We start from the raw sequence: 16,396 nt of genomic DNA, 5'->3' as shown, positions 1-16,396 counted from the left end.
TGCGCGAATGTGTCCCCCGCGGCCGTCGCGGGACGAGCGGAGGCGGGAGCAGCGGAGACGGCCGTGACACGTCGACTACCTGCCAGTAGCCTTCGGTGCGACCCAGCGGGCAGGAGAACAGCCGTGAGTGAAGAGACCAGTTCGGCCGAGGCCTTCTTCGAGCGGGTCGCGGACGACCGGTTCGTCCCGACCGAGTACACCCGCGGACCCTGGTCCGCGGACAGCCAGCACGCGGGCCCGCCGGCGGCCCTGCTGGGGCGGGCGGTGCGGATGCGCGACGGCGCCCGCGAGGACATGCGCCTGGCGAGAATCACCTTCGAGATCACCAGCCCCGTGCCGCTGAAGCCGCTGACGGTGGCGACCCGCGTGCTACGGCAGGGACGCAGCGTCGAACTGGTCGAGGCGTCGCTGACCCCCGAGGGCGCCGACGAGGTCATGCGAGCGCGGGCGCTGCGCATCCGTACGCTCCCCGGCTCCGTACCGCAGTCGGCACCGGGGCCCGAGGTCCCCGGCCCCGAGGCCGCGGCGGTCGAGCCCTTCTTCCCCGTCCCCTGGGACGTCGGCTACCACACCGGCATGGAGGCCCGGTTCGCCCACGGCTCGTTCCTCGGACGCGGGCCCGCGGCCTGCTGGCTGCGGATGCGGGTGCCGCTGGTGGAGGGCGAGAAGACGGCACCGCTGGACCGGGTGCTGGCGGCAGCGGACTCGGGGAACGGCGTGAGCAACGTGCTGGACTTCTCCCAACACCTCTTCGTCAACCCGGACTTGACCGTTCACCTCCATCGGCACCCTGTGGGCGAATGGGTGTGCGTGGACGCGCGTACGAGCGTCGACTCGGCCGGAGTCGGCATGACCGAGGCCGCGCTCCACGACGAGGAGGGACCGATCGGGCGCGGCGTGCAGAGCCTGTTCGTGGCCGAACGGGGCTGAGCCTCGCGTCCGGACCCGCCCGGCGGTTAATCGGGGAGGCGTCCGGCGGGCGCGGCACAAAAGCACCGGCTGCGTACGGACCGGACACGTGGGAACTCCGCACGCCCCTGCAGGGTCGCGGCCCGGTTCCGGTGAGCGCAGGGGCGGCGTCCTCGCCCCGCCGAGTGCAGGAGAATGCCGGTATGCGGATCTCGGCGAGAGCGGACTACGCGGTACGTGCCGCGCTGGAACTGGCGGCCGCGGGCGACGACTGCCCGGTCAAGGCCGAGACGATCGCGGAGGCGCAGGGCGTGCCCCGCAAGTTCCTCGAGGGCATCCTCAACGACATGCGCAGGGGCGGCCTCGTCGTCAGCCGCCGCGGCGGCCAGGGCGGCTACAAGCTGGGCGCGCCCGCCGAGACGATCACCGTCGCCGATGTGATCCGCGTCGTGGACGGTCCGCTGGTGTCGGTGCGCGGCGAACGCCCCCCGGCGCTCTCCTACACCGGACCGGCCGAGTCGCTGCTGCCGCTGTGGATCGCGGTGCGCGCCAACGTACGGGCGATCCTGGGTGAGGTGACGCTCGCGGACGTGGCGTGCTCCAGGCTTCCCGAGCGTGTCCACAAGCTGGCGGAGCAGCCCGAATCGTGGACGAACCCCTGAGAGAACCAGAGTTCGGCGCAAGATCATGTCCGCATGCTGTCCGTGATCGTGTCCAGTCGGCGAGACGCTGTTGACCGGCCCTCGGCCCGTCCGGCAGATTTCCCTATCAAAGCGGTAGGAATGCTAGGGAAGCAGATCGGGGCAGCGGCATGCGGACGCTCATCTTGTTGGCACTGGCGGGCCTGGGCGCCCAACTGGTGGACGGCAGCCTGGGAATGGCCTACGGCGTCACCTCCACCACGCTGCTGCTGGCCGTCGGGACCAACCCCGCGGCGGCGTCCGCGACCGTGCATCTCGCCGAGATAGGCACGACCCTCGTCTCCGGCGCCTCGCACTGGCGCTTCGGCAACGTCGACTGGCGAGTCGTCGCGAAGATCGGAGTCCCGGGCGCCGTGGGCGCGTTCGCCGGAGCGACGGTGCTCTCCGGTCTCTCCACGGCGGTCGCCGAACCGGCGATGTCCATGATCCTGCTGGCGCTCGGCCTGTATCTGCTCAGCCGGTTCACCTTCACCGGCTTCTCCTCCCGCAACCTCGGCAAGCCCCTGCGGAAGCGTTTCCTCTCTCCGTTGGGCCTGGTGGCCGGGTTCGTCGACGCCACCGGCGGAGGCGGCTGGGGCCCCGTCGGCACCCCCGCGATCCTCGCCAGCGGACGGCTGGAGCCCCGCAAGGTCATCGGCTCCATCGACACCAGCGAGTTCCTCGTCACCGTCGCCGCGAGCATCGGCTTCCTCACGGGCCTGGGCTCCCAGGGCGTCAACTGGACGTGGGCCGGGGCGCTTCTCGTCGGCGGCGTCGTGGCCGCACCGATCGCGGCATGGCTGGTACGGCACGTCCCGCCGCGAATCCTCGGCTCCGCAGTCGGCGGCATCATCGTCATCACCAACACCCGTACGCTGCTCGACAGCGACTGGATCGCCGCCTCGGGCCCCGTGAAGACCGTGGTGTACGTGCTGCTCTACGCGATCTGGGCAGCCGCGCTCGCCTACTCCGTGAAGGAGCACCGCGACGCGGCAACCTCGCCCGCGAGCGGGCGGAGGCGCGGGCCTCCGCCGAGACGACGGCCGGTGAGACGGACGCGGCCCCGGATGCGGTGAAGCAGGGCGCTCCCTCGGCCTGAGGGGACGTGGCGAGCCGGGCTGTGTCTCGGTGACTGGACGAGATGTCTCGCTCTGTGAGACGCGTGTTCGGCGGTCACTCTGGGGCAAGGGGCAAGGGGCAGGGGGTCCTACCCCCCCGCGCCCCAAGTCCCGCGGGGAGGCCAGCAGTTCGGAACCCGGGCACCGGGTCCCCCGCACCGGGCGCTCAGGCCCGACTACGGGACCCTGCCGCTTCTGCCTCTTCTCCCCCGCGAGGTCACCCGGACTGGGGCGCCCCCGCCAACTCGCCGTCCAGATAGCCGCGTTCACGCAACGCCGCCAGGAAGCGGCCGTAGGAGGACTCCAGCGCTTCGCGCTGCCGGTCGTCCGGGTCGGCGGTGCGGCCGGGGCGGACCATCGCGGCGACCGCGTCCGCGAGCGAGCCGTGGACGGTCGCCGCCGCTGCCAGCACCGCGGCGCCGAAGCTGCTCGAAGGATGCTCGGGCACCCACACGGGACGTCCCGTGACGGTGGCGCGGATGCGCAGCCAGACGTCGCTGCGGCTGGCACCGCCGACCGCGCGCAGCGGCCCGGCGCCGAAGTCCCCGGCACGGGCGAGCACCGTGAGGGCGAGGCGCTCGGTGAAAGCCACCCCTTCCAGCAGCGCACGGTGCTCCTCGACGCGGTCCCTCGGCCGTCCCGTCCAGAAGCCCTCCGCGTCGGACCTGTCGAAGGGAAACCTCTCCCCTCGCCGGGTGAGCGGGTAACAGCACACCCGGGCCGGGCCGTTGGCGTCCGCCGCCTGGTCGAGGGCGGCCAGGTCGTGTGCCGCCGGACCAGGGCCGGGACGTGCGGAGGCGAGAACGCCCGCTCCCACGTTGCTCGCACCGCCCGGCCACCAGCAGCCGTCGGGGGCGCGGTGGCTGTAGACGGCGGTCCCCTGTGCACGGGGGCGAGTGGACATGACGGCCTTGACCACGAGGGTGGTGCCCAGCACGCTCACCGCGTCCCCCGGGGTGACGGCGCCCGCGGCGATCTGCCCGGTGCAGCCGTCGGTCATGCCCAGCACGATCGGGGTTCCGGCGGGGAGTGCCGTATGGGCCGCCGCTGTGGCGGAGATCTCCGCGACGGCCACTCCGGGACGCTCGAGCCGGGGCATCGCACGGGCGCTCACGCCGAGTCGTGACAGCAGCCGATCGGGCCAGCGCAAGGTCTCGGGGTCGGCGCCGGACTTCAACGCGTGGCTGGTGTCGGCGGGTTGGACCTCTCCGGCGAGCGCGGCGACCACGACGTCGGCGACGTGGAGATAGCGCGGTGCGGGGCGGTGCTTCTCCAGCCACGCGATCCTGCCCAGGGCGGACGGCAGTTCGCCGTTCCAGGCCCCGGGGGCGGTGCGCCGGTCGTCGTAGAGCAGCGCCTCGCCCGTGGGGGCACCGCGGGTGTCGCAGGGCACGATCGTGCCCGACGTGGAGGTGACCGCGAGTCCGGCGACGGGACGGCCGCCGAGCTGCGCGGCCAGCATCCGCAGCGCCGTGAACGCCTCGTCCACGTAACACGCCCGCTGTTGCGACCATCCGGGGCGCGGCCTCGCCGGGGGCGGCAGCGGCCTCGCCGCCGTGGCCGCCACGAAACCGCGGGGGTCGACGGCGGTGGCCCGTATCTCGGCGGTCGCCACGTCCACGCCGACGACCACCGTCACGGCGGACCGCCCTCGTCGCCGACGGCCTCTGACGCCTCTGACGCCTCTGGCGTCTCCGCCGTCTCTGGCGCCTCTGACGTCTCCACCGTCTCTGGCGCGGGCAGCCGGAAGAGGAGGTCCGGCAGCAGCGTCAAGTCCCTTACGGCGGTGTCGGGTTCGGCGAGCTGTGCCGCGGTCGGCGACGGCGGGGCCTCTCCGCGCAGCACCCAGACGGTGCCCAGGCCGAGCGCCCGCGCGGGACGTACGTCGGTGTCGAGCCTGTTGCCTACGTGCACCGCGTGCCGGGCGGTGGTGCCCGCCTCCTGGAGCGCCCAGGCGAACAGTTCGGGGTCCGGCTTCTCCACGCCGACGATCCCGGACACCGCCCAGACGTCGACGTATGGTTCCGCTCCGTCGCGGCGCAGCGCGTCGACCACCGCGGCCTCCTGGTTGGCGACCACCCCGATGCGTACACGCCCGTGCAACTCCCGCAGACAGGGCAGCACATCGGAGTGCAGCGTGCCCTCGGGGTGCGTCCAGTGCGTGCCGGTACGCGTGTGAAGCAGCCCGCGCTGCCCGGCGTCGCCCAGGAACTCCGCGGCGAGGGCCGAACGCAGCGACCCCTGCTGGCGGTTGCGCGTCTCGTCGTAGATCTCCGCGAAGCGGTCGCGGTCGGCGGGCGGCAGGGATCGTTCGGCCCGTAGCTCGTCGAGCGTTGTGAGTACGGCGTCCACGAAGTTGCCGTCGTCGTAGAGAGGACCGCCGATGTCGAAGAACACCGCCTCGACGTGGCGGAAGGCGCTCATCGTCCGCTCCCGAGCCGCGTCCACCGCTCCTTCTCGTCGCCGCGGCCCGCCAGCGCGGCGGCATGGCCGGCGTCCAGCGGGGACAGGCCGCCGGCTGCGAGAGCGATCGAGCGTATCCGTGCCGCCTTGACGCACATCGCGGTGACCGCCTCCACCTCGGCGGGGGTCTGCCCGAGGGCGACGATGCCGTGGTTGCCCAGCAGCACAAGCCGGGGCGGGACCCCCTCGGCCTCCCGGTAGCGCGTCAGCGACTCGGCCACGGCGCGGCCGAGTTCGAGGCCGGGCGCCGCGTACGGCACCCATGCGGGGCGGCCCAGGACGACCGCCTCGTCGGGGAAGAGCGGCGCACTCCACAGCTCCTCGGCGGCGGCACAGGCGAGTAGGCCCACGACGGCGGTGGGGTGGGTGTGCGCCACCCATGCCGCGTCCGCGTACTCCAGGGCCGCGAGGTGCACCAGCGTCTCGACCGATGCTCGCCGAGGCGGGCCTTCGTAGGGGCCGTGGACGGCCAGAGCGCCGGTCAACTCGTCCTGCCCGCCCGGGACTCCGCCGCTCACGCCGTTGCGGTCCGCACCGCCTGCGTCCCGGCCCTGGCCGAACGGCCGCAGCACACCGGTCAGTTCGCCCGGATCGACCACGACGAAGTCGTCCGCGCCCGCCGTGTCCATGCGGGCGCCGCTGGTCTTGACGGCGAACGTGCCGTCGGCCAGCCGCGTCGAGGTGTTGCCCTCCGCGAGCACGACGAGATCGGCCGCCGGATCGCCGAGCCGCCGCGTGAGTGCGACCAGCTCCCCCGGAACGGCCTCCGGCTTCCACAGGGCGCTCATCGCAAGCCCCCCAGGCGGCGGGCGGTGACCGAGTTCAGCAGCGCCGAGCACACCAACAGCACGCCGAGCGCGAGCAGTTGGACACGGCTGCCCTCCGAGCCCTCGAAGGCCAGCAGGATTCCCGCGTTGAGCCATGCGACCAGCAGCGCCGCCACCACGACGCCGCCCACGCGCCCGATGCCGCCCGTGATGGCGACTCCGCCGAGCACGGCGATGGTGATGGCGGGCAGCGCCATCCCGTTGCCCACGGTGCCGGCGTCCGGGCGAGCCGACGCGAACTGGCCCACCGTCACCACGGCCACCACCGCCGACAGCAGCCCGGAGAGCGTGAACGCACGCAGCCGTACGGAGGCGACCGGCACATCGGCGAAGCGCGCCGCCACGTCGTTGGTGCCGACCCCGTACAGCTTGCGGCCGAAGGTCGTCCGGTCGACCAGCAGCCACACCAGCACAGCGCACGGCAGCAGGAAGGTGAAGACCTGCATCGGCACATCCGGCAGACCGGGCAGCGAGACCCGGCTGGTCATCGAGTGCAGGTCGCGCACCGGCGCCGTGGAGACGGGCCGGTTGCCGCTGGCCACCAGGGAGATCGAACTATAGGCGTAGTACGTGGCGAGCGTGGCGATCAGCGCGGGGAACCCGAGCCGTGCCACGAGGAACCCGTTGACCGCGCCGAGCAGCGCACCGGCCGCGAGCGTCGCGGGCACCGCGAGCAGCGGCGACCAGCCCCACTCGCTCACCGTGTAGCCGAAGGCCATGCCGGTGAGGCTGACCATCGCCCCCACGGACAGGTCGATGCCTCCGCGGCCCGAGACCATCACCAGCAGTTCCGCCAGGCCGAGGATGCACAGCGGCACCATCGTCTCCAACGCGGAGGCGAGATACGGCAGATCGTAGGGCGCCAGCAGATAGCCGCCCGTATCGAGGACCTTCATCCACACCAGCAGTACGACCAGCAGCGCGGCGAGGAGGACCACGCGCTCGGTGAGGAGGAGGGTGAGCGCGCGGCGCAGACGCCCGCCGGGGGACGTGCGCCCCGGGGCGTCCTTCAAGTCCCCCTGGCCCGGCCCCTGTTCAGGGCCCGTGCCCGTTCCCGTGCCTGTCTCCTCGGCGGGGGTGCCGTGGGTCGAGGTGGTCACAGCGATCGCCTCCTTCGCTCGCGGAGGAGGTCGGCGCCGACCGCCGCGACGATGAACACCCCGATGAAGAGCTGGGTGAGTTCGTTCTGCCAGTTCAGCAATGTGACGGCGCTGGTGACGGTGCTCACGAGCAGCGCGCCCAGCAGGGTCCCCACGACGCTGCCCCGGCCGCCGAGGATGCTCGTGCCGCCGATCACGACCGCTGCGATGACCTCCAGCTCGAAGCCGGTGCCGATGTCCTGGCCGACGAGGCCGCCCGATCCGATCCGTACACACGCGGCGAGTCCGACGAGCAGGCCGACGAGTACGTAGACGCTGATCTGGCGGCGCTCCACCCGGACTCCCGCGAGGCGTGCGGCCACCGCGTCGCCGCCGACGGCGTAGAGGTGCCTGCCCGTAGGCACGTAGCGCATATAGGTCCACGCTCCGGCGGCCAGTACGAGGGCGAGGACCGCGGCGTGCGGAACTCCGAGGGAGAGTCCGCTCTCGCCGCCGCCGAGCAGGCCGAGAGTGCCCGGCACCCCGGAAATCTGCTTGGAGTCGAAGATCTCCAGGGCCACGAAGCGGAAGACGTTGAGCGTGCCGAAGGTGACGATGATCGGATGCAGCCGCCCGTAGGCGACCAGCAGCCCGTTGACGAGCCCGAGTGCGGCACCGGTCACGACGGCCACGGCGATCGCCGGGATCAGCCCGACTCCCGCGTCGCGTACGAGCCTTGCCACGACGACGCCGACCACGGCCAGCGTCCCGCCCACGGAGACGTCGATGCCCGCGGTGACGATGACCGCCGTCATGCCGATGCCCGCGATGGCGACGGGAGCGACGGTGAACAGGATGTTCTGGAGGTTGGACGCGGCGAAGAAGGTGTCGGTGCTCAGGCCGAGCACCAGCCACAGCGCCACGAGCAGCGCGGCGAGCACCGCTTCCTGGCCCTCCACGAGCCGGAGGGGGCCCAGCCGTTTCGAGTGGGCGAGGCGGCCGAGGCGATCGAAGGGGCCGGGCCGCGAACGGACGGGCGGGGCGGGGGTGTTGGCCGTGACCGTGGGGGCGGTGGCGGTGCGGGAGGCGGCGGTGCCGGTGGTGGCGGCCCAGGATGCGGCTCCGGTGTCCGCGGGGGTGCCGGTGTCCACAGGCGTACCGGTGTCCCCGGGGGCGCCCGAGTCTGCCGCGGTCGCGGGGTCCCCGGGCTCCCCCGGGCCTGCCGTCGTGGGTGTCATGGCTGGTTCACCTCCTCGGTGATCGCGGCCCTCGCCTCGTCCAGCGAGGTCGGAGCCTCCTCGTCGTCGCCTCCGGCAGCCGCGGAGAGCAGATCCGCCTGTGAGGCGCCGCGGGGGAACTCGCCCGCCGGGCGGCCCTCCCGCATCACCAGCACCCGGTCGGCGAGGCGCTGTAGTTCGGCCAGGTCGGAGGAGACCACGAGCACCGCGCTGCCCTGGTCGGCGAGGGAGAGGACGATGTCGTGGATCTCGTCCTTGGCTCCGACGTCGACGCCCTGCGTGGGCTCCTCCAGCACGAGCACGTCGGGCCTCTCGACCAGCGAACGGGCCAGTACGACCTTCTGCTGGTTGCCGCCGGAGAGCGTGCCCACGAGGGAGTGCACACCGGGGGCCTTGATCGCGATGCGCCGGAGGAAGTCCGCCGCCACCACCTTCTCCCGGCGGCGGTCCATCGCGACCCCGAACCTGCTGAGCAGCCTGAGATGGCCGATCGAGATGTTGAAGCCGATGGACTTGGACGCGAACACCCCCTGGACCTTGCGGTTCGCGGGCAGCATCGCGACGCCCGCGCGTACCGCGTCCCGGGTGCCGCGCAGCCTCCGCACCCTGCCGCCGACCGTCACGGTGCCGGTGTCGGCCGGGTCGATTCCATAGAGGGCACGGGCCACTTCGTTGACGCCGGAGCCGACGAGGCCGTAAAGACCCACCACCTCGCCTCTGTTCAGCACCAGGTCCACATCGTGGAACGACCCGGCGGCGCCCAGCCCTCTCGCCTCCAGCACGGGATCGGACGCGGGCGCGTCGCGGGAGACCCGCCGCTCCTCCAGGGCGTGCCCGGTCATCAGCTCCGCGGTCTGCCGTACGGTCAGCTCACGCGCGGGGCGGGTCGCCACGACCTCGCCGTCACGCAGCACGGTCACCCGGTCGGCCACGACGACGAGTTCGTCCAGCCGATGGCTGATGTAGATCACGCCGACGCCCTCCGCCTTCACCGAGTCGATGACGCGGAAGAGGGTCTGCACCTCCTGGTCGGTGAGGATCGCGGACGGCTCGTCGAGGATCAGGACCCTCACGTCGTGTGCGAACGCCTTCGCGATGGACACCAGTTGCTGCTCGGCCACCGGCAGGTCCGCGGCCCTCACGTCGGCGAGCACCGGGTCGAGGCCGAGCCGCTCCAGCAGTGCGCCCACACGTGCGCGCTGGGCGCCCCAGTCGATGAGGCGACCGCCGCGCCTCAGTTCACGGCCGAGGAAGATGTTCTCCGCGACCGTCAACTCGCCGAAGAGCTGCGGCTCTTGATAGACCGTCGCTATCCCGGCGGCGAGAGCGGCATTGGTGTCGCCCGGGGTGAGCCGTCGGCCGCCGACGTCGACCGTGCCCGCGTCCGCCGCCTCGGCGCCGGAGACGATCTTTATGAGTGTGGACTTGCCGGCGCCGTTCTCGCCGACGAGGGCGTGGACCTCGCCCGCGTGCACGTCGAAGTCCACGCCACGCAGGGCCTGTACGCCGCTGTAGCGCTTACGCACTCCACGGGAGACCAGAAGCGTCGCCGTCTCGGATATCTCGGATGTCTGGGATGTCTCGGCCCGGGTCATCTCACTCCTCGGCCCCGCACGGTGAACACGCCGCCCTTGCCCCGGCGGCGGTTCACTGGGCGCGGCAGGTGACAGCGTCCGTCATCTGTCACCTGTTGTCTGTCATCTGTCAGCCGTCATCTGTCAGCCGTCATCTGTCATCTGTTGTCTCTGATCTGTCGTCTGCTCTCTGACGTCTGTCGTCTGCTGTCTGTCAGCGGGCGTCTGTCAGTCGGCGACTGTCATCTGCCGTCTGCCAGCCGTCAGTTGTCGACCGTCAGCCGTTCGCCCACCAGCCCCTCAGCGGTCTCGCCGCCGGGCGTCGTCAGTAGTCGTAGTCGTCCGCGTTGTCCTTGGTGATGCGCAGCGGCTCGCCGAGCAGCAGCTCCTTGCGCTCCGGGAAGTACTTGACCGCGGGCAGCTTGTCGCTGACCCGGTTGGTCCTCTTGAACGGCTTGCCCTCGCTGACCTGCTTGCCTGCCCACACCGTCAGATAGCCCAGCGCCTGGACGTCCCACAGCACGGCGCCCGCGGAGGAACCGTCCTCGAGATAGGGCTTCATCGACTTCGGCGTCCCCACGCCCGTGGTCGCGATCTTCCCGGTCTTCCCGGCCTCCCGTACGGCCTTGGCCACGCCCGGCGCCGACGTGGTGCACTCCCCTACGAGGCCCTTGAGGTCGGGGTGCGCGTTCATCAGGTCCTTGGCCATCGAGACGGCCTTGGCCTCGTCCTCGCCCGCGTACACGATGTCGACGATCTTCGCGTCGGGGTACTTCTCCGCCGTGTACTTCTTCTGCTCCTTGATCCAGGAGTTGAGGTTCTCGGCCGTCTGACCGCAGGAGACGATCGCGTACTTGCCCTTGCCGTCGGTCTCCTTCATCAGCGTGTCCGTCAGCGCCTTGCTGATGCCTTTCGGAGTGGCCTGGTTGACGAAGACCTCACGGGTGGAGTTGGGGGCGTCGGTGTCGGAGGTCATCGGGTGTACGCCCTGGTCCTTGGCGTCGCGCAGGATCGGCGGCATGGAGTCGGGGTCGTTCGGCGCCACGGCCAGCACGTCGACCCGCTGCTGGAGCAGCGACTTGACGATGTCGGTCTGCGCGCCGGGATCGGCCGTCGTGGGCCCCTTGTAGATCCACTGCGCGCCCAGGTCCTTCGCTGCCTGCTTGCCTCCCTTGTTCATCGCCTCGAAGTACGGAATGCCCTGCACCTTGGGCACGAAGGCGACCTTCGGCCCGTCGCCGCCCGACGATCCGCCCAATCCGTCGTTCTTCTTGCTGCACCCCGCCAGCGTCAGCGACGCCGACACCGTCACCGCGACACCCACGGCGACACCTCGCGATACGCGCATCCTGCCTCTCCTTCCGTCCGCTTCCGCTGCGTTGCCCTTGCTTGCTCTGCACGCTCTGCCGAGCGCTCTCCTCCGCGCCGCGCTCCGCGCTCTTCTCTGCGCTCGGGGCCGCCTGCTCTGCTCTGTCCTGCTCCGTCTGCTCCGTCTGCTCCGTCCTGCTCCGTCTTCTCTGGCTGCTGTGCCTGCTGTGCCGTCTCTGCCTTGCGTCCGCGTGACCTGCCCCAGCCCCAGCCCCAGTTCCTGCTTCGCTGTCCGTCCCTTCCCGCTCTGCCCTCACTTCGGATTCGCCCCGTGCCGCCTTGAATCCGGCTCGCGGCCTCACCCCGTGATCCCCGCCTCCGCCGAGTCGGCCGCGGCCCACTCCCGGTAGCGGCGGTAGCGTTCCTCCGCCGAGCCGTCCCCGGCGGGCTCGTAGAGGGTCGGCCGCTGTCCGGCCCGTACGATCTCGCGCATCTCCGCGAGGTCCGCGACCTCGCCGAGGGCCATGAGCTGGACGAGCATGTTGCCCAGCGCCGTCGCCTCCACCGGCCCCGCCAGTACGGGCAGTCCGCTCACGTCCGCGGTGAGCTGGTTGAGCAGGCCGTTGCGTGAGCCGCCGCCCACGATGTGTGCCGCGGTCGGCGGACGGCCGGTGACGCGCGCCAGGTCCTCCAGGACCATGCGGTAGCCGAAGGCGAGGCTGTCGACGACGGTCCGGGCGGTCGCCGCCGCTCCCTCCGGTACGGGCTGGCCCGTACGCTCGCAGTACCGGCGGATGCGGGCGGGCATGTCGCCGGGCGTCACGAAGTTCCGGTGGTCGGGGTTGACCACGCTCCGCCCGGCGACCGACCGGGCGGCCAGCGCGGCCAGTTCGCCGTAGCCGTAGCGGTGGCCCTCGCGTGCCCACTGGTTGCGGCACTCCTGGAGCAGCCACAGCCCCATGCAGTTGCGCAGCAGCCGTATGGTGCCGCCGACTCCGCCCTCGTTGGTGAGGTTCGCGAGGCGCGAGTCCTCGTCGACGAGCGGCCCTTCGGTCCTCTCCACACCCACCAGCGACCAGGTGCCGGAGGAGATGTACGCGGCCGAGGCGTCGGTGAACGGAACGCTCACCACCGCACTCGCCGTGTCATGGCTGCCCGGGGCGACGACACGGGTGTGCCGGTACGCGGGGTGGTCGGCCACGCCGGGCAGCAGACCGCCCAAATCGGTTCCGGGATCGACGACTTCGGGCAGCACGCCGGTCGGTATCCCGAGGTCGTCGAGGAGCCCGGTCGCCCACCGCCGCCGCGTCATGTCGTACGCGCCGCTCGTACTGACGGCGGTGTACTCGGCGACGTCGCTTCCGCAGAGCAGCCGGTGGAACAGGTCCGGCAGCATCAGCATGCGGCTGCCCGCGTCGTATCCCTTCGTCGGCCCCTGCCGGGGCACTCGGCCGCCGCCCCGGTCGTCCTGCTCTCGCAGGCCGGCCCGGCCTCCCCGACTTCCCCGGCCTCCGCGCCCGTACCGGACGTCCGCCAGCATCTGGAAGACGGTGTTGAACTCCATCAACTGCGTGCCGGTGTCCGCGTAGAGCCGCTCGCGGCCCACCAGCCGCGCCGCTTCGGCGAGCATGCCGCGAGTGCGCCCGTCGCGGTGGCTGACGGGATCGTCGACCAACCTGCCGTGCTCGTCGACGAATCCGTAGTCCAGGCCCCAGGTGTCCACGCCTATGGAGTCGATCGGGCCGGGCGCCAGCTCCGCGGCCTTGGCCAGCCCTTCGCATACGTCCCGCCAGAGCCGGGAGAGGTCCCAGCGGAGCACGCCGTCGTCGCCGGTGCGCGGGGTGTTGGGGAAGCGGTGCGCCTCACGGGTATGGATCACCGAGCCGTCGAAGCCGCCGAGGACGACACGTCCGCTCTCGGCCCCGAGGTCCACGGCGAGCACATGACGGCGGGCGTTCACGTCGACCCGTCCTCCGCCGCGGGGGCCGTCCCCTGCGCCCCGTTCGATTCGTGCGGTGCCTCGGCCGGTGCTTCCCGCGCCGCATCCGATCCTTCCTCCGGTACGTCCGCCGCTCCGCCTCGTACGGGCACCCGCCGTACGGGTACCCCCACCGCCCGCCACTGCGCCGCCAGTTCACCCGACGCGGCGGCGTCCGTGATCAGTCCGTCGACCTGCGCGGGCCTGACGAATGCGTGGAGCGCGAATCGGCCGACCTTGCTGGAGTCGAAGAGCCCGTACACCTCGTCGCACAGCGACACCAGCGTGCGCTTCGCCTCGGTCTCCTCCGCTGACAGCTCCAGCAGGCCCAGTTCGGGTGAGAGGGAGCGGAGCCCGAAGAAGCCCCGGGCCAGGCGGCCACGTCCGTGGAAGGCGTCCCCGACGTCCCCCACCAGCGACCAGGAGGAGCGACGCAGGGTTCCGCCGGGCATCACGACGGTGGCGTCGGACTCGCTGAGGACCTCGGCCGCCCGCAGGCCGTTGGTGACGACGATCAGGCCGCTGCGGTCGCGGATCTCGCGGGCCAGGTGGTAGCAGGTCGTGCTGCAGTCGAGGCCGATCGCGTCGCCGTCCCGGACGAGTTCGGCGGCGGCTCGGGCGATGGCCTGCTTCTCCGGTACGCGGTAGCGCACCCGCATCTCGAACGCGCCCTCGTCCGCGCCCCGCACGGCGACGGCGCCCCCGCGTACCCGGCGGAGGATCCTCCGGCGCTCCAGCGCGTCGAGGTCCTTGCGTACCGTCACCACGGACACGCCCAGGCGCTCGGCCAGTTCGGGCACGCTCACCTTGCCCGTCCCCTCGAGCAGCCGCAGCACCTCCTGCTGACGCTCGTGCTCCGCGATACCCGGCATGTCACCACTCCTCGCAGGATCCGGAATGCGCCTGGAGCCTTTCGAAACGCTGCGTGAGAGTAGAAATCGCAAAGTCGGAAAGTCAATGAAGGAAACAGAAATCGCACTCGAAACGCTTTCTTTCGAAAGTGAGCGCTGACGTCGGCAAGCACGCGGGGTGGGGCGGCTCAGCGGTGAAGCGGAGGGTGCGGCACGGCTGCACGGGTCCGTCATGCCGTGACGGTCCGGTCATGTAGCGGGCGCGGCGGCGGCCGCACCCCCACGGCTCCCTCGGGAACGGCGGCTTCGCATCGGCCGCTTTCCCTAGCATTCGCGAGCGCCGTATTCAACCCGACTTCGCCGGATCACCGGTCCAGTTGGGGACCGTACGCCACGGCCGCCGGAAAGTACCAGCTCAGCCCATGGATAGCGGTGCCGATCGGTCGTTGACTGGGAGTCGTCCGACCGAGAGGTGAACGACATGGGATGTGGCGCATGCAGGCGGCTGCTGGATCAAGAGGCGCGGGAGAGGAAGAGCGGCAACCACTCGGCCGCGACGGACGCCCGGGTGCGGCTGAAGCGGCACGCGAGGGTGGCGCACAAGAAGAGCGGTTCGGGCTAGAAGAGCGGTTCGGGCTACGGGACTTCGTCTGCGAGCCCCAGCGGCGGCGAGTAGGCCGGATCGTGGCCGTTCATCGGCCTGTCCCCGTCCTGTACGGCATCAAGCTGGCGGACGGCGTCACCTCCTACGCCTACGACCGTGACGTACGGGCGGCGACCGAGGACGAAGTCGCCGCGTACGACGAGGCAGTTCAAGGGTGGCGGCGCATCCGTGAGTCGCACTCGAAGGCGCGGCCGGGCACCTCGGTCGGGCTGAACGATCCGAACGACGAGAAAGTGAGCGGAAGTTGAAGACCGACCAGTCCGCAGCCGTCGAAGGCATCCCGCCCTGTCCGGTCTCCGGCGGCCCGCACGAGCCGGAATGGATGACTGCCCGCGCGATGAAGTGCGCGAAATGCGGCATCACTTACACCAGGTCGTAGCCCACGCCGGACGTATCCCGCACCCGGACCGCTCGCCGATGGGTGGCGGCGAACTGAACGGGTACGACGTCTTCGGCGAGGAGCCCTGAGCGCACGTCCGGGCGCACTCCGGGCGCACTCCGGGCGCAGGGCCTCAGCGCAAGGTCCCAGCGCAAGGTCCCAGCGCGAGACCTGAGCGCGAGGAACCGAGCGCCACCAGCCGCCCCTGTCGGTCCGTGCTCTCCCCCGTCGCGGACCGGCAGGGGCTCCCTTCCGCGCCTGCCACGTGGTGCGGGCCCGTTCAGCGCGCCGCCGTGTCCCGGCGTGCGGGCCCCAGCGGACCGTGGTCGCTCAACCAGGCCGGATACTGCGGGTTGTTGGTGATCGCTTCCGCGTACGCCTGTTCCGCACGTTCGAAGAGCGCCGGGCCGTACGAGGCGAGCGCGCTGTCGCGGTGCCATACCAGGGAGTGGCGCAGCCGTAAGGGGGTGCCCCGCAGCGGGCGCGGCACTATGCCCGGGGTGCTGCGGAAGGTGGCCTGCCCGAGGCCGATCGCGGCGCCCGCGACGACGAGTTCGCGGGCCGCGGCGGCCTCCGCCTCGTGCTGGACCACTGCGGTGAACCCCGCGCCCGCGCACGCCGCCGTGAAGGCGTCGTGGAGACCGCTGCCCTGGCTGGGCGGCAGCACCCACTCGTCGTCGGCGAGGTCGCCGAGTTCCAGCTCGGACCGCGCGGCCAGCCGGTGCCGCTCCGAGAGGAGCACGAACGCCGGTTCCACGGCGACCAGTTGCTCCGTCACCTCGCGGCGCGCCGGACGCGGCTTGCCCTCGTACTCCACCACCGCGCCGAGGTCCTGCTGCCGGTCCGCGACGAGATCGACGACCACGGCGACATGCGACTCCGTGCGCAACTTGGCCTCGGCGCCGGGGAAGAGCTTGCGCAGCGGCTCCAGCATCCGCACCATCAGCGGGCCCGGGTTCGCGACGTAGCGCAGCGCCAACCGGCCGTCGGAGAAGCCGAGATGGGACAGCACCTGCTGCTGCACCGAGTCGAGCTGCGGCAGCAGTTCGCGGGCCTTGGCGGTGACCAGTTCCCCGAGGGCCGTCGGGCTGGCGCCGCCGCGGTGTCGGATGAACAGCGGCCCGCCGAGCATCCGCTCGATGCGCTGCAACTGCGCCGTCAGGGAAGGCTGTGACATCCCGAGTGCGACGGCTGCGCGGGTCAGGCTCCCGGCATCCGCCACGGCCCGTACCACTCGGAGATGACGCACTTCGAGGTCCATCACTCGATGCTATGGCCACGAGGGATGGGCAGGGAGCGGGACGCAGCGGGCATCGTGTGGTCACGGA

At 71.6% G+C, this 16,396-nt stretch carries 15 protein-coding genes; 5 read left to right on the top strand and 10 right to left on the bottom strand.

Annotated elements, in window-relative coordinates; genetic code table 11:
* Positions 1–123 precede the first annotated feature (123 nt).
* The 3 genes from MMA15_RS24980 (at position 124) to MMA15_RS24970 (ending at position 2,665) form a co-directional block, all read left to right on the top strand.
* Positions 124–930, top strand: a complete 807-nt coding sequence (locus tag MMA15_RS24980) for a thioesterase family protein (protein ID WP_241062418.1) — start codon at positions 124–126, stop codon at positions 928–930.
* A gap of 182 nt (positions 931–1,112) precedes the next feature.
* Positions 1,113–1,571, top strand: a complete 459-nt coding sequence (locus MMA15_RS24975) for an RrF2 family transcriptional regulator (RefSeq protein WP_241062417.1) — start codon at positions 1,113–1,115, stop codon at positions 1,569–1,571.
* Between the two features lie 149 nt (positions 1,572–1,720).
* Complete coding sequence (locus MMA15_RS24970) at positions 1,721–2,665, top strand: sulfite exporter TauE/SafE family protein (RefSeq protein ID WP_241062416.1); 945 nt, start codon at positions 1,721–1,723, stop codon at positions 2,663–2,665.
* A gap of 259 nt (positions 2,666–2,924) precedes the next feature.
* Here the strand turns inward: MMA15_RS24970 and MMA15_RS28335 are convergent, their stop codons facing one another.
* The 9 genes from MMA15_RS28335 to MMA15_RS24925 all read right to left on the bottom strand — a co-directional run bounded on the left by MMA15_RS28335 (position 2,925) and on the right by MMA15_RS24925 (position 14,046).
* On the bottom strand, positions 2,925–4,346 hold the full coding sequence (locus MMA15_RS28335) for an FGGY-family carbohydrate kinase (RefSeq protein ID WP_241062415.1): 1,422 nt from the start codon (positions 4,344–4,346) through the stop codon (positions 2,925–2,927).
* Positions 4,343–5,131 (bottom strand): HAD family hydrolase, encoded by a 789-nt coding sequence (locus MMA15_RS24960; RefSeq protein WP_241062414.1) that lies wholly within the window; start codon positions 5,129–5,131, stop codon positions 4,343–4,345. The genes MMA15_RS28335 and MMA15_RS24960 overlap by 4 nt, the downstream gene beginning before the upstream one ends.
* The gene (locus MMA15_RS24955; protein WP_241062413.1) at positions 5,128–5,958 is read right to left on the bottom strand and encodes a class II aldolase/adducin family protein; all 831 of its coding nucleotides are present in this window, start codon (positions 5,956–5,958) and stop codon (positions 5,128–5,130) included. Before MMA15_RS24955 ends, MMA15_RS24960 begins: the two co-directional genes overlap by 4 nt.
* The gene (locus MMA15_RS24950) at positions 5,955–7,097 is read right to left on the bottom strand and encodes an ABC transporter permease (RefSeq protein WP_241062412.1); all 1,143 of its coding nucleotides are present in this window, start codon (positions 7,095–7,097) and stop codon (positions 5,955–5,957) included. The genes MMA15_RS24955 and MMA15_RS24950 overlap by 4 nt, the downstream gene beginning before the upstream one ends.
* Positions 7,094–8,314 carry an ABC transporter permease gene (locus tag MMA15_RS24945; protein ID WP_241062411.1) on the bottom strand — a complete coding sequence of 407 codons (1,221 nt, stop codon included), beginning with the start codon at positions 8,312–8,314 and terminating at the stop codon, positions 7,094–7,096. Before MMA15_RS24945 ends, MMA15_RS24950 begins: the two co-directional genes overlap by 4 nt.
* On the bottom strand, positions 8,311–9,909 hold the full coding sequence (locus MMA15_RS24940; RefSeq protein WP_241062410.1) for a sugar ABC transporter ATP-binding protein: 1,599 nt from the start codon (positions 9,907–9,909) through the stop codon (positions 8,311–8,313). Before MMA15_RS24940 ends, MMA15_RS24945 begins: the two co-directional genes overlap by 4 nt.
* Positions 9,910–10,213: 304 nt before the next feature.
* Positions 10,214–11,236, bottom strand: coding sequence for an autoinducer 2 ABC transporter substrate-binding protein (locus MMA15_RS24935; protein ID WP_241062409.1), 1,023 nt, complete (start codon positions 11,234–11,236; stop codon positions 10,214–10,216).
* A 318-nt stretch (positions 11,237–11,554) separates the two neighbouring features.
* Positions 11,555–13,156 (bottom strand): rhamnulokinase, encoded by a 1,602-nt coding sequence (locus MMA15_RS24930; RefSeq protein ID WP_241062408.1) that lies wholly within the window; start codon positions 13,154–13,156, stop codon positions 11,555–11,557.
* Positions 13,153–14,046: a DeoR/GlpR family DNA-binding transcription regulator gene (locus MMA15_RS24925; RefSeq protein ID WP_241062407.1), complete on the bottom strand. Its 894-nt coding sequence runs from the start codon at positions 14,044–14,046 to the stop codon at positions 13,153–13,155. Before MMA15_RS24925 ends, MMA15_RS24930 begins: the two co-directional genes overlap by 4 nt.
* A 460-nt stretch (positions 14,047–14,506) precedes the next feature.
* On the opposite strand from MMA15_RS24925, the gene MMA15_RS24920 reads away from it, so the two are divergent.
* Together MMA15_RS24920 and MMA15_RS24915 are read left to right on the top strand one after the other, a co-directional pair.
* Entirely contained in the window at positions 14,507–14,647 is a 141-nt protein-coding gene (locus tag MMA15_RS24920; RefSeq protein ID WP_241062406.1) for a hypothetical protein, read from the top strand.
* Positions 14,648–14,709: 62 nt separating this feature from the next.
* Positions 14,710–14,937, top strand: coding sequence for a hypothetical protein (locus MMA15_RS24915; RefSeq protein ID WP_241062405.1), 228 nt, complete (start codon positions 14,710–14,712; stop codon positions 14,935–14,937).
* 411 nt (positions 14,938–15,348) lie between these two features.
* On the opposite strand, the gene MMA15_RS24910 is transcribed toward MMA15_RS24915, so the two are convergent.
* A complete protein-coding gene (locus tag MMA15_RS24910; RefSeq protein WP_241062404.1) occupies positions 15,349–16,329 on the bottom strand; it encodes a LysR family transcriptional regulator in 981 nt (326 codons plus the stop codon).
* Between the last annotated feature and the right edge of the window lie 67 nt (positions 16,330–16,396).

The sequence above is a fragment of the Streptomyces marispadix genome (assembly GCF_022524345.1).
Classification (GTDB): Bacteria; Actinomycetota; Actinomycetes; order Streptomycetales; family Streptomycetaceae; genus Streptomyces; species Streptomyces marispadix.
The sequence above is the reverse complement of the archived record's forward strand: the minus strand, read 5'-3'. Positions and strand labels throughout refer to the sequence as shown.

Bases quoted from the DNA above. Each gene is read 5' to 3' on its own strand.
- MMA15_RS24975 (WP_241062417.1), top strand. From the start codon at position 1,113: ATGCGGATCTCGGCGAGAGCGGACTACGCGGTACGTGCCGCGCTGGAA.
- MMA15_RS24970 (WP_241062416.1), top strand. From the start codon at position 1,721: ATGCGGACGCTCATCTTGTTGGCACTGGCGGGCCTGGGCGCCCAACTG.
- MMA15_RS24960 (WP_241062414.1), bottom strand. From the start codon at position 5,131: ATGAGCGCCTTCCGCCACGTCGAGGCGGTGTTCTTCGACATCGGCGGT.
- MMA15_RS24955 (WP_241062413.1), bottom strand. From the start codon at position 5,958: ATGAGCGCCCTGTGGAAGCCGGAGGCCGTTCCGGGGGAGCTGGTCGCA.
- MMA15_RS24945 (WP_241062411.1), bottom strand. From the start codon at position 8,314: ATGACACCCACGACGGCAGGCCCGGGGGAGCCCGGGGACCCCGCGACC.
- MMA15_RS24940 (WP_241062410.1), bottom strand. From the start codon at position 9,909: ATGACCCGGGCCGAGACATCCCAGACATCCGAGATATCCGAGACGGCG.
- MMA15_RS24935 (WP_241062409.1), bottom strand. From the start codon at position 11,236: ATGCGCGTATCGCGAGGTGTCGCCGTGGGTGTCGCGGTGACGGTGTCG.
- MMA15_RS24925 (WP_241062407.1), bottom strand. From the start codon at position 14,046: ATGCCGGGTATCGCGGAGCACGAGCGTCAGCAGGAGGTGCTGCGGCTG.
- MMA15_RS24920 (WP_241062406.1), top strand. From the start codon at position 14,507: ATGGGATGTGGCGCATGCAGGCGGCTGCTGGATCAAGAGGCGCGGGAG.
- MMA15_RS24910 (WP_241062404.1), bottom strand. From the start codon at position 16,329: ATGGACCTCGAAGTGCGTCATCTCCGAGTGGTACGGGCCGTGGCGGAT.